Below are 13,650 nucleotides of genomic sequence, written 5' to 3'. Positions count from 1 at the left end.
ATAGTTTGCTATTTTTTAATTATTATTCCTCTGTATCTTGTTGTTGATAAAATAGTTTCTTTTATTCCTTGAACACCAAACCCTGAATCTTTAACACCTAAGAAAGGTAAAACATCTGGGCCTCTTTGCGTTCTTCGATTAATATTTACAGTACCCACCTCTAATTTTTCAGCAACTTGATAAGCTAAATCTATATTTTTTGAATAAATTGATGTTTGCAATCCAAAATTTGATTTATTAGCAACTTCAATTATTTCATCAATTTCGTTTATTCTAATAATTGGTAGCACTGGTCCAAACGGTTCTTCTCAAGCAACATTCATATCAACACTAACATGGTCTAATAACGTTGGTTGTAATAGATTTTTGTTTCTATTCCCGCCATAAACTAAAGATGCCCCTTTAGTAATTGCATCATTGATTAAATCAGTTACAAAATCAGCACTTTTTGTATCAATCATTGGTGTAATTATTGGATTTTCAGAAGGTAAACCAATAGTTAATTTAGCAATTTCTTCTTTAATTAATGGCGCTATTTTATTAGCAATAGCATCTGTTGTAATAACTCTTTTAATTGCAGTGCATCTTTGTCCTGAATAACTAAATGCTCCAGCAACTATATCTTTTGCTATATTTTCTAAATTGTGATCATCAAGTAAAATTGCTGCATCTTTTCCACCAAGTTCTAAAACTAAATCTTTTGAACTTGAAATTTGCATTAATCTTCTACCAACTGGTACACTACCTGTAAAAGAAATAAAATCAATTAAAGGATTAGTTACAATAACATCACCAATATCTCTACCACGTCCGGTAACTACATTTAATACACCTGCTGGAATACCAGCTTCAATAGCAAGTTTACCAATTTTAATACCAATAACACTGCCTTGAGTAGCTGGTTTAAATACAAATGTATTTCCTGTTAACAAACCCGGTGCTAATTTTGATACTGCTAAATTAATAGGATAGTTAAATGGTGAAATAGCTACTCCAACGCCTTTTGCTATTCTTTTGTATTCAGCAACTATATCTTCAGTAATACCTTTTGAATTTTTATCAAAAGTTAAGATATCTAAATCATTATATTCTGAAATTGTTAAATCAATATATTCAGCTGTTCTACGAACTTCAGTTAAACAATCTTTGTATGCTTTTGCAATTTCATGCATCATTGTTGTAGCTAAATCTTCTTCATTTTTTAGCATTAAATCTTTTCATCTAATTAAAAATTCAATTCTTTTTTTAACACTAGTAGCTTCTCAATCTTTTTGAGCTGATTTAGCTGCTTTAAAAGCTAAATCAATTTCTTCTGCAGATAAAGCACTAACTTGTGCATATACTTGTTCAGATGTAGGATCCATAATATCTAATCATGAATTAGAATCGATTTCCTTATTGTTAATAATTGCTTTGAATTTTTCCATAATAAATTCTCCTTTATTTAATTGCAATTTAATTTTAAAACATTCAACCTACTATAAGGCAACACAAAAATTAAATTTATTTATTTTTTAATGTTATACATGATAATTGAACCAGCAATTGCAGCATTTAGTGATTCAACTTCATTACTCATTTCAATGTTTAAATTAATATCTATTAAGTCATGTAATTCTAAACTTATGCCTTTAGCTTCATTGCCAATTATTATTCCATACTTTTGTTTTTCAATAAATTTAACTTGTTTTAAAGACTTTGATTCTTCATTTAAAACTGTTCCTATAATTAAATAACCTTTTTCTTTTAATTCACTAATGACTTTTAATAAATCATTATTAACCAAACTAATAGAAAATAAGTTCCCTTGCGTTGATCTTAAAACTTTAGGATTATAAAAACTAACTGAATTATTTGATGCAATGACTGTTTGGAAGTCAAATGAAGCAGCACTTCTAATTAATGTTCCCATATTACCTGGGTCTTGAATTTGATCAAGTAATAAAATATTTTTATCACAATTAATTTCTTGTTCTTCTAATTTACAAGTTGCAAAAATTCCTTGACTTGTTTTTGTTGATGAAATTTTATTTGAAACATTATCTGAAATTAAAATGCATTCAAATTTAGCTATGTTTTCAACTTTATTCAGCATTCTTTCTTCTAAAAATATTGTTATAATAATGTTTCTTTTAATTGCCTCTTTAACCATGTGCAATCCTTCAATAAAAAATAATTGCTCTTCAGCTTGAAATTTCTTTTCTTCTCTTAATCTAACTATATATTTAATTTTATTATTTGATGTTGATGTTATTTTTTCCATTTTAGTAATTTTCTACTTGTCTTTGTTGATTTTTTTCATGCTTTGCTTTGTAAGTTTTAATTAATTCTTCTTCAGAATAATTTTGAATCTTTGCAATTTGTAAGAATGAATTAAACATTTTAGCAAATGTTTCATCATTTGGTTTATTTACTAAGTTTGTTAAATCTTGAATTAATTCAAAATAGCAATCAATGTTATTGTCATAACCTGAATCAATAAAATTAAAAACTTCAAAATTATATTTAATTTGATTTCCTAAACTAATAATAAAATGTAATCCGTCAATATATTCTTCTAGTTGAACTTCTCTACCACCAGGTGCGCCTTGTTTTCAATATTTAAAACTCTTTTCTTCATTAGCATATTCACCTAATTCAACTCAAAAAGCTATTATTTTTTTTCTAAACATATCATGATCTAATGTTAAATTATGTTTCTCTATTATTTTATTATCTAAAAAGTTTTGTTGTTCACTCAATCATTTAAGAGTTTCATTTCTAATCATATATTTCTCCTTATGGTTTTAATAATATATTAATGATTTTATCTTATAAAATATTTATTTATTAAAATATGAGCATTGAAATAAAAAAAATCAGCTTTACTGATTTTAATTTATTATTTAACTCCTGGTTTTCCAAGTAACTTAAACATATTATATTTATAAACTTCAACTCCCGGTTGGTCAAATGGGTTAACTTCTAATAAGTATCCACTCATTGCAACAGCGATTTCAAAAAAGTAAACTAAGTATCCAAATTGAATATCGTCCATTTTGTCAAACTCTAATACAATATTTGGCATTTTACCTGTGTTAACATGAGCATCAATTACACCTTCAATAGCTGTTGAATTAATTTCATGGAATGATTTACCAGCCAAGTAATTTAATCCATCATAGTTATCAGCATCAGTTTCAACTAACATGTTAGCAACTGGTTCTTTAACTTTAATAACTGTTTCAAATAAAACATTTCTTGCGCCTTCTTGAACTCATTGACCTAATGAGTGTAAATCTGTTGAGAAAATCATTGAAGTTGGATATAAACCTTTATTATCTTTTCCTTCTGATTCTCCAAATAATTGTTTTCATCATTCAGCTGTATATTGCATTTGCAATTCATAAGCAACTAAAGCTTCAGCTTTATAACCTTGGTTATATAAAGCATTACGCGCAGCAGCATATTTATAAGCTTCATTTGATAAATCACCTTTAACTAGTTCATCCATTGCCTTAATTGCTCCAGCAAAAATATTATCAGTGTTAACCCCAGCAACTAATAAAGGAAAAATTCCTACTGGTGTTAAAACTGAGAAACGTCCTCCAATATCATCTGGAATTACAAATGTTGGATAACCTTTGTTATCAGCAAGAGTCTTTAATGCTCCCTTTGCTGAATCAGTTACAGCTACAATTAATTCTTTTGAATTTTCATCTCCAACTTGATCAATTAATTGTTTTTCCAATGCTCTAAAAGCAATACCTGGTTCTGTTGTTGTCCCTGATTTAGAAATAACACAAATTCCAAATTTTTTACCTTTTAAATATTCTGATAATTGAGAAACATAAGTTGAACTCATAGTATGTCCAGCATAAATTACTTGAACTTTATCAGAATGATTAATTCCTCTAATCATTTCATCAGCAGCTCTTATACCTAAGTATGAACCACCAATTCCAACAGTAACTAAAACATCAATTTTATTTCTTAATGAAGATGCAACTTTCTTCATTTTTTCATATTCTTTTTTATCAAATGTTTTTGGTCATTCAATTCAACCTAAAAAATCATTACCTTTTCCAGATTTATTAATGATCATCTCATGAACTTTTTTAACTTTTGCTTCATTTAAATCAGTAATTGAAAGTCCTGAATGTTGTAAATCAACTTTAATCATATATTTTCTCCTTAAATTTTTACTTTACAAAAGTAATTATACTCTTATCAAACAAAAAAATAGCAATTGCTATTCTTTAAAAAATATTTTAATTATTTGTCTATTCTGCTTTCATTTAAATCATTATATCTATTACCCACTAGTTCAATATGATCTAGTATTATCTTAATATTTTTTAATTCCTCTTTTGAGAATGTAACTTGAGCACCAGAATTATTTTCTTTAAGTCTTTCAATTTTTTTAGTTCCAGGAATTGGTACTATTCATGGTTTTTGAGCTAATAATCAACCAATTGCAATAGCAGCTGGTGTTGTATTTTTTATTTTTGCTAGCTCTTCAATATATTTAACTAATTTAAAATTGTTTTCTAAATATTCTGGTGTATTAAATCTGGGAACAGTATTTCTGAAGTCGCCTTCAGGAAAAACATGTCCAGGTTTAATTGTCCCTGTTAAAAATCCTTTACCTAATGGTGAAAAGGGAACAAAACCTATATTTAGTTCTTCTAATGTAGGTATGACTTTTACTTCTGCTTCTCTTCAAAACATTGAATATTCACTTTGCAAAGCTGTAACAGGACAAATTGCATGAGCTCTTCTGATAGTATTAGCTGATGCTTCACTTAACCCTCAATGTTTAATTTTCCCTTGCTCCATTAATTCTTTCATTACTTGTGCTACTTCTTCAATTGGAGTTTTGGGATCAACCCTATGTTGATAATATAAATCAATATAGTTTGTTTTTAATCTTTTCAATGAACCTTCAACAGCTCTTAAAATGTTTTCTCTGCTACTATCAACTCCAGTTATATTTCTTCCTTCATATGAAAAACCAAACTTTGTAGCAATAATAACTTTATCTCTAATATCTTTAAAAGCTTCACCTAATATTTCTTCATTATCAAATGGACCATATATCTCAGCAGTATCAAAAAAAGTAACACCTTCTTCATATGCTTTTCTTAAAAGATTAATAGCTTCTTCTTTTGTTGGAAATGGTGGTTGACTAAAACTTAACCCCATGCATCCTAATCCAATTTCAGAAACAACTAAATCTTTGCCTAATGTTCTTGTTTTCATAAATTATCTCCTTTGAGCTTTTTAACTCAAATCAATCATATTTCATTAAACATACTTTAATGCAATAGTTTTTTAATTATTTTGATATAAATTTTTTTTATAGTTAATGTAGTCTAATTGTTCTTGCAATTCTTGCATTTTTTGTTTAACAACTTTTTCTTGTTCTAGCATCATTTCTAATCTTTTAGGATAAGTATTCTTGCCTTCTAAAGCCAAATTAATATATTCTTTAATCTTAAGCAAAGGCATACCTGATTTTTTTAAACATGAAACAATTCTAACTCATTCAAGTTTTTCTCTTTTAATATATCTGTAATTATTTTCATCTCTTTCAAAAAACGGAAATAATCCCTTTTTGTCATAAAACCTTAAAACGTATTCTGGGATGTCAAGTTCTTTTGATATATCCTTCATATATAATTTTTCCATTTTTACTCCTTTAATAATTTCGTTATTTATTTTATTGTAAAAGATTAAACCTACTTTAATGCAATAGAAAATAAAAAAATAGGCATAGCCTACTTAAATTAACCTACAATTGTTTCGTCATTAAAAACAGAATAAGTAACATCATAATCAAAGTCTTTTTCTTCTTCAACAAATGGAACGTAAACTTCTTTTTCAGTAATTACATTATCTAATCTCACATCGTACTCATCAGAATCAATATTTTCATTTGATAATTGAGATGACGCTGATAAACCAATTTTATATCCTAAATATTTATTTTCGTTTAATCAACGATCATAAAAACCTTTTCCCATACCAACTCTGTTTAATTTTTTATCAAAAGCTACTAATGGAATAAACATTGTATTAATATAATTACTTTGCTCTAGTAAATGACATGATTGTTTAGGCTGCAAAATGTTTAATACTTTGTTTTGCTCTAAATCTTTTTCTAAACTAGTAATTCTTCTAAATTCCATTTTGTTTTCACCAATAATTAATGGAACATAAACTTCAATACCTTTTTTCAAACTTTTTTCAATAATATTTAAAGTGTATGGCTCATTTTCAGTTGAAAGATAAATTGCATATCTTTCTAAGTTATATCTTTCAATATAATGATTAACTTTTCTTTCAATTACTTTATTAACTTCTTCTTTATAAGCTTTTGATAGAAAAGTTCTAGTTTTAAGGAATTTTTCTCTAATCTGGTTTTTGTTATTCATTGTCTTCTCCTATTAAATAATTAATTATTTCATAATTTAATTATACATAAACAAATTAACCTATAATCTCATTTATTGCATCAATTGCTAAATTGGCACATAATATACGATTTTTTTGTTTATTTATATTTTTAAAAACCACCAAATTTTTTAGTAAATTTATTTTATTGACATCTCCTGTGTTTAAGAAATTTTTATATTGATTTATAATTTCTTTTACATCACCTTTTGACTTTTCTTTTATCAAACTAAAGAAAATATCAGCACTTGATGTTGCAACAGCACAAGCTGTTCCCTCAAAATTAATTTCTTTAAAAATATCATTTTGAATTAAAATTTCAATTTGCATTTCATCAGCACAAGTTTGAGATTTTGCATCTTTAATTATTGCATTTTTTATGTTTTTTAAACCCTTATTTTGAGGTTCTATAAAATGTTGCATTAAAATTTTTCTTAATAAAATATCATCATTAATATCTATCATTTTTTTCTCCTTTAAAACAGTACATCTAAAAAACTATTTGTGTTTTTTAAAGCTTCAATAAATTTGTCAATCTCTGCTTTATCATTGTTAATTCCAAAACTAGCTCTTATAGCTATTTTAGTTTTAATTACACCTTCAATTCTTCTAGCACAGTTAGCTCCTCCACGAACTAAAATATTGTATTTATGATCTAAAAAATTTGTAATGTCTTGTGGATTTACACCCTTTACATTAAATAATATTATTGATGATTCAACATCCAAATTATAAAAAGTAATATGATTTTCTAGATTATTTTCTTTAACTTTTTTATTAAAGTATTTTTTTAGATTAACTTCGTAGTTTTCAATTTCATTTAAACCAATTGAATTAATAAATTTTATTGATTCAATAACCCCAGCTATGGCGCTTATATTTGGTGTCCCGCCTTCTAACTTTTCAGGCAATGTTGCTAGTGTATATTTTACTAAATCTTCTTCAATTTTTAAACTCATACCTCCACCATAAAATAGTGGTTCTAGATCATTTAATAAATGATATTTTCCATATAAAAAACCAACGCCAAAAGGTCCATACATTTTGTGAGCAGATCATGACATAAAATCAATGTTTCAATCTGTGACATCAGATTTCATATGTCCAATTGATTGTGCAGCATCTATATGTACTATAATGTTATTATTGAATTCTTTAATTACTTTAGTAATTAGCTTTATATTATTCTTAGCACCAACAGTATTAGAAATACTAGCGAAGGTAACTAATTTCGTTTTTTTATTCAACTGATTTTTAAGTGATTCAATATTAATTGTAAAATCTTTGTTTAATTCAATTTTTTTAACTTTTGCACCAACTGAATTTGCTAAAGATATTCAAGGTAATAAGTTAGCTGAATGTTCAAGTTCAGTCACTAAAATTTCATCATCTTTATTAATTATTTTTTTAAGTCCATTAGCTAATAAATTTATTGAATGAGTTGTGCCACTTGTAAAAATAATTTCTTCTGCTTTTTTAGCATTAATAAATTCTTTTGTTAAACTTCTTGCTTGATTAATTATTTCAAGTGCTTCAAAACCTTTTTTATAATCAACAGCATGTGGATTTGTACCATTTTCGTTTAAATACTTTATTTCAGCATCAATAACTTCTTTTATTTTAAGACTAGTTGCTGAACTATCAAAGTAAATTAGATCACTTTCATTATCATAAAATGGAAAATGTTTTTTAATCTCTTTCATTCACAAACCTACTTTTCTATCTTTGATATTATACTATTTTACAACCAAAATTTTGATATTTTTATAGGGTTTTGAGTTATAATATTATCAATGCTTATAATTATTTAAAAATAAGTGTTAACAGAAACGAATTTTCACAGGAGGAAAACAAAATGAAAAAACTACTATCACTAATTGGTGCTTTTACTTTAACAGCTAGTGCAACAAGTGTTTTAATTTCATGTTCAAATGATAAGGATGATGATAAATATGGAAATATATTTATTAATGATGATGGTGATTTTAAAATTACTACTGAAGATTTATTAAATTGATACAATGACACTTATGGACGTTTAGGTAAAGATCCTCAAAAGACTTTAGTTGAATTTTATAACATTTTTGCTGTTGCTATTTATGAAGAAGCAAGTAAAGAAGATAATATTTTCAAAAATATAAGTTCTGAAAACAATCCTTATATGAACGAAGAAGGAAAAGAATTTGCCGAAAGTTTAAAAACACAATATGGTAAAGAATCAAAAGCAGCTAATACTATATATGGTCGTGCAACTATTCAAATGGAAAGCGCAAGAAAAGAATATCTTGATAATAAAAAACAAGGAACTAAAGCTTGAGTTAAATATTTAAAAGGGCAATACCCTTGAGTAACTGGAGATCAGACTGCTTTAGAAAAAGCCTGAATTTCAAATTATATTTTAACTGATTCAACTAACTCTGCATATGCTAATCTTTCTAAAGCATTAGGATTTGGAGCAACCGAATCAACTTGATTTAAAGGATATTCTTCAATTAAAGTAAACCAAACAGAAATTTCAAGATTACTTTCAGTATTTTTAGCACAAAATGCTCAAGTTCAAATTGATAGTAAAACATTAAATCAAAAAGTTACAGAGCAAGCCACAACTGATGAACAAAAAATTTCTATTATTAACTTAATAAATGTTTTAGGTGGTAAAAATGCTTTTAAAGACAACAGAAAAACTATATCTGATGAAAATGAGAACCCAGAATCTTCAAATGAAACTTTTAAAATTCAGTTTATTGAAAATATTAATGATAAATTTTTAGATTCTTTAACTTGAAATACTTTCTTATCAGGTATTAGTAATGTTTTTGCTGCTAATCCATCTTTTAATAACGGTACTATTTCTGAAATAGCAAATAATAACAACAGCATTTTTAAATTTAGTGATGTTTCAAGTATAAAGTTAGATGAAGGAAAAAATGAAGCTATTTTTAAAAATTTTTATAACTACAATGGTATATCTTCTAGAACACTTAATAAAACACAAATCGTTTCTGTGGCACCTACATTAAATTCAACTAAAGATAACCAAAAAATAAATATTCTTTCAAATTCACAAAAATTCTTAATTGATAATTATTTTGAAACAAAAAAACCAGTTGCTACTTCTGAGATTGTTTTAGATTTTTCAAAAATAAATAGCTCAGCAACTCCAGATATTAATAAAGAAATTAGTCCTGCTCAATTTGTTAATCAAGGAAATATAACTGATGAATTTATTAAATATTTTGAAGGATTTTATCAGTTTTATAATGCCTATGTTTTAAATAATGAAACTTCAGGTGGTCAATTTAAGAATGAAACTGAATCAACTAGTTCAGCAACTGGATTAACAGATTTTGAAACTTTTTATAGAGGAGCAAATAAGAATAACTTATGAAAATTAGGTCAAAATCAAACTGACACAGGAATTATTTCTTTCTTAACAGCTAAAAATAATGATAAGTTACTAACTTTAGATTATGACACTACTTCAGGAACTTATTCAAATTTAGCTAAATATTCTGTTTATGATTTCTTAACTTCTGATCCTAAAGAAGATGAAATTTCAAATGAAACAACTTGAAAGCCAGAAAATACAAATATTATTGGTGATTGAGATAGTTTTTATAAAAAAACAGAAAAACTTAATGGTGATGCTAAAGAAGGAATGAACCTGTTGTTTAATCTTGTAAATGACTTAGGAAGACATGCTACAGACAGTTCAAATTCTAGAGAAGCAGCAACTGAAGTTAAACCTTATAAAGTATTAAATGCTAAAGAAGGTATCATTGCATTTATAGACACAGACGGTTTACATTTTATGAAAATTGATGGATATAGCCTTTTAAATCAAAATGATACAACTACAAATGAAAGTAATAAAATTGATCAGGATAAACAACAATCAATAGCTTATGACCTTCTTTCAAATACAAAAAAAGAGTTAATTCCTTATTTACTAAATCCTAAGTTAAATTCAAGCGAATCTCCAGTTCAACCAGAATCAAAAATTAGTGCTGATGAAACTGGTGGTTCTACTAGTAAAGTTGAGCCTGGAATAAATAATGATCTTGATAAGCAAAAAATAATTAATAACATGGGTACTGATTTTGGAAATGATTATAGTAAAGTAATTAACTATTCTATTACAAATGACTATGAAAGATTTTTAGTTAACAATACAGTAGCTAAGGGTTTCTTATCAAGTGATGATGATAAATTAAATTTATTTTATAATTTTGATATTATAGCTGATGCTAAGGCAACCACTTCAACTTCTGAAAACTTTGGATTATTAAGTCAATGATTATGAATATACTTAGATCAAGTTTTAAAAACAAATGGTAAATATGATCAATTATTTGGTATGTTTTTTGAAACAACTGGTGAAGGTGTAGATGAAAAAGCAGTTTATGAATTAATTAATGTTATTAAAGATCAACAAGAAACAGTTGTTGGTGCTCCAGTTACAAGTTTTACTTTAGGTAACAATACTTGAAATGAAACAGTTGAAGTTAACTATAATAAACAATATAAAGATTTAAAAACTGAAATTTCAAGAAAGTTTATTCCTAAAAATGGTTTAGAAATAAGTTATTCTGCTATTCAAGAAAACACTAAATGAAAAACACAATTATCAAATTCTAACAAATATACTTATAAAATATCAGACAAATATTTTAACAATGAAATAATTATTAATGTTTTAAATAAACATGAAGGAGGAGTTAAATAATGAAAAAATTATTAGCTATATTAGCAGCAATTGGTTTAACTGCTACAACTTCATCAGTTGTTATTTCATGTACAACTTCAGTTAAAAGATTTTCAAAATTAAATTTTAGTAACAAAGAAATATATAAAACTTTTATTATAAAAATGAAAGATAGCGGTTTTATAAGTGTTTCACAAGCAGAAAAGTTTTTGAAAATTAGTGATACTGAAATAATTGCTGATGTTTTAAAAATATTAGATAAAAAAATTGCAGAAGAAGAATATAGAGCAACAAGTTCAACACTTGCGTCTACTTTAAATTTAAAAGAAAAAGATACTACTGAAAATATTACTTCTAATTTATTAAATGACTTAGCCACTAATAAATTCTTTAGTGAATACACAGCTAACATAATAAGTGATAGAAAAGGTTTAGTTGATGATAAAAAATATCGAAATAATCATTCTTTAAATCCTTTTAATTTATTTTCAGATGATGCTAAGATAACATATTCTATTTACTATAAGCAAGATGATGATGCTAAACCTACTAGATGACAAGTTTTAGGTGAGTTTGGTGAATTTGAATGAAATATACCAAGCATTGAAACTTTAAATGGAAAAGACAACTTCTTTATTGTTGGGTCACCTAATAATGAAAAAATAGATAACCTTCCAACTACAAAAAAAGTTTTAAACAAAGACACTTCAATAGCTGATGTAAAAGGTAATTTTTTAGTTAAGAAATCTGAAATTGACGATGGATTTAGTGGTAAGGAAATTATGAAATATCGTTTCCAAAGCTATATAAATGCTAAAATAATTCCAGATCTTTACACTCAACTAATTAGTTTAGCTTATTTAGATAGTAATTTATATTCAACAAATTTAACAAACACTAACTATACAAGGTCTTTTGTTAGACTGAATACGTCAAATAAATTAGTTTCGTCTGTTCAAAATTCTTTGACTTCTGAAACTAAGAGTTCAAATGTTAAATTAATTTGGTCTTTTAAATCAAAGGTTTCATCAGATGCTACACAATGGGTTAAATCTTATAAAAAAGTTTTAGGTGATTCAACTGGAAGTGGAAATGTAATTTTAGATTCTAATAGTATTAAAGCTTTAAAGGATAATTTTAGTCTTAAAGAAGGAACAGAAGAAAATCCTAAATTAGAAAATGAAACAAAACTAGGGACTGATCCTTTCTCATTGGGATTAATTGGTTATAATGGTATTGTTAAAAATAATGATACTGGTGTTGAAGCAATTAGTGGTTCTTTAAGTATTTCAACTGATGCTCAAACAGCAGCTAAATCAATTGATAGACCAACTCTATTAACTGGTCCAAAAGATCAAGGTTTTGCAGTTGGTGATAAAGGTGAAAACGAAATAGTTTTAGTTTTACCTATATATTTAAATGATATTTATGATAATTCAAATGTTACTTTAAATCCTGTTAATGGAACAGCAACAATTTCTATTCCAAGTGATACTTGAGTACCGCTTGGTGATAAATATAGTCCTTATGTTGATGATGTGAAAGAATTATCATTTACTAAAGGTATTGACGTTATTAAAGACAAAAGTGGAAATCCTTATATTAAGGCTACTGCTAAAACTGGTTCATTCACTTTAGGAAATTTAAAGACTATTAAAGTTGATGTTAATAATAATGTTGATACAATGCTGGGAATCCATGAAACAATAAACAAAAAAAATACAACTTTTACAAATGGTTTTGATGCAACTGAGCAAGACAAAGTTCAAGAAACTGATAAAATTTTATATTCTGTTTTATGAGCAAGAAATGCTGATCCAAAAAGTGTTTATGATTTAAGCGAAAGCTGAAGAAATTCAGTTCAATCAAGTTCAGATATTAAAAACTTAACTGCAGCTAATAAACAATTACTAATTAAAGAACTTGAAAATGGTTTAGTTGCCGGAGATACTGATTACACTACAGAAGCTAAAGAAGAATTATATACTAAATACATAATGGATGGTGACAATGTTCTATTCCAAGGTTTATATGATGAAATTGCTAAGTATATTAAAGATGAAGATGGAAATAGTTCAGACTAATGAAAGATTGTTTATTTTGTAAAATAATAAAGCAAGAAATTCCTTCATACAAAATCTATGAGAATGAATATGTTTATGCATTCTTAGATATTAATCCTGTAACTGATGGACATGCACTAGTAATTCCAAAAATACATGCTGAAAATTTAACTAAGACTCCTGATTTATATTTATCTGAAGTAAGTAAAGCAAAAAAAGTTGTTGCTGAATTACTTGAAGAAAAGTTAGATGGAGTTAAAGGCTTTAACTATGTATCTAATCAAGAAGCAATAGCTAAACAAGTCGTATTTCATTATCATGAACACATCCTGCCAAAGTTTAAAGAGGATGAAGGTTTTTTGCATGATAAGAACGTTAATCTTAAATATGCAACTTTAGAAGATGTATTTAATGAAATAGCAAAATAAAAGATGGCCTTAAAGTCAT

At 26.4% G+C, this 13,650-nt stretch carries 12 protein-coding genes; 3 read left to right on the top strand and 9 right to left on the bottom strand.

Features of this window, described 5'->3' with window-relative positions; all coding sequences use genetic code 4:
* Window positions 1–8: 8 nt before the first annotated feature.
* The 9 genes from MTABA_RS01410 to MTABA_RS01370 form a co-directional block, all read right to left on the bottom strand.
* Window positions 9–1,427, bottom strand: a complete 1,419-nt coding sequence (locus tag MTABA_RS01410; RefSeq protein ID WP_100679420.1) for an NADP-dependent glyceraldehyde-3-phosphate dehydrogenase — start codon at window positions 1,425–1,427, stop codon at window positions 9–11.
* 80 nt (window positions 1,428–1,507) lie between these two features.
* Window positions 1,508–2,263 (bottom strand): TrmH family RNA methyltransferase, encoded by a 756-nt coding sequence (locus MTABA_RS01405; RefSeq protein ID WP_100679419.1) that lies wholly within the window; start codon window positions 2,261–2,263, stop codon window positions 1,508–1,510.
* Between the two features lies 1 nt (window position 2,264).
* Entirely contained in the window at window positions 2,265–2,768 is a 504-nt protein-coding gene (locus tag MTABA_RS01400) for a dUTP diphosphatase (RefSeq protein WP_100679418.1), read from the bottom strand.
* A 113-nt stretch (window positions 2,769–2,881) separates the two neighbouring features.
* Window positions 2,882–4,162, bottom strand: coding sequence for a glucose-6-phosphate isomerase (locus MTABA_RS01395; protein ID WP_100679417.1), 1,281 nt, complete (start codon window positions 4,160–4,162; stop codon window positions 2,882–2,884).
* A 92-nt stretch (window positions 4,163–4,254) separates the two neighbouring features.
* Window positions 4,255–5,241, bottom strand: coding sequence for an aldo/keto reductase (locus MTABA_RS01390; protein ID WP_100679416.1), 987 nt, complete (start codon window positions 5,239–5,241; stop codon window positions 4,255–4,257).
* A 72-nt stretch (window positions 5,242–5,313) separates the two neighbouring features.
* Window positions 5,314–5,670: a MerR family transcriptional regulator gene (locus tag MTABA_RS01385; protein ID WP_100679415.1), complete on the bottom strand. Its 357-nt coding sequence runs from the start codon at window positions 5,668–5,670 to the stop codon at window positions 5,314–5,316.
* A gap of 98 nt (window positions 5,671–5,768) precedes the next feature.
* Entirely contained in the window at window positions 5,769–6,416 is a 648-nt protein-coding gene (locus MTABA_RS01380) for a 5-formyltetrahydrofolate cyclo-ligase (RefSeq protein ID WP_100679414.1), read from the bottom strand.
* Window positions 6,417–6,471: 55 nt separating this feature from the next.
* On the bottom strand, window positions 6,472–6,900 hold the full coding sequence (locus MTABA_RS01375; protein WP_100679413.1) for an iron-sulfur cluster assembly scaffold protein: 429 nt from the start codon (window positions 6,898–6,900) through the stop codon (window positions 6,472–6,474).
* Window positions 6,901–6,911: 11 nt separating this feature from the next.
* On the bottom strand, window positions 6,912–8,138 hold the full coding sequence (locus tag MTABA_RS01370) for an aminotransferase class V-fold PLP-dependent enzyme (RefSeq protein WP_100679412.1): 1,227 nt from the start codon (window positions 8,136–8,138) through the stop codon (window positions 6,912–6,914).
* Window positions 8,139–8,290: 152 nt separating this feature from the next.
* Here MTABA_RS01370 and MTABA_RS01365 point away from each other — a divergent pair, with 152 nt between their 5' ends.
* The 3 genes from MTABA_RS01365 to MTABA_RS01355 are packed head-to-tail and all read left to right on the top strand — an operon-like array spanning window position 8,291 to window position 13,631.
* Entirely contained in the window at window positions 8,291–11,161 is a 2,871-nt protein-coding gene (locus MTABA_RS01365) for a lipoprotein (RefSeq protein ID WP_100679411.1), read from the top strand.
* Complete coding sequence (locus MTABA_RS01360; RefSeq protein ID WP_100679410.1) at window positions 11,161–13,224, top strand: lipoprotein; 2,064 nt, start codon at window positions 11,161–11,163, stop codon at window positions 13,222–13,224. Before MTABA_RS01365 ends, MTABA_RS01360 begins: the two co-directional genes overlap by 1 nt.
* Window positions 13,224–13,631, top strand: a complete 408-nt coding sequence (locus tag MTABA_RS01355; RefSeq protein WP_100679409.1) for an HIT family protein — start codon at window positions 13,224–13,226, stop codon at window positions 13,629–13,631. The genes MTABA_RS01360 and MTABA_RS01355 overlap by 1 nt, the downstream gene beginning before the upstream one ends.
* Window positions 13,632–13,650 lie beyond the last annotated feature (19 nt).

The sequence above is a fragment of the Mesoplasma tabanidae genome (assembly GCF_002804025.1).
GTDB classification, from domain to species: domain Bacteria; phylum Bacillota_I; class Bacilli_A; order Mycoplasmatales; family Mycoplasmataceae; genus Mesoplasma; species Mesoplasma tabanidae.
This window is presented reverse-complemented; position numbering and strand designations above follow the sequence as displayed.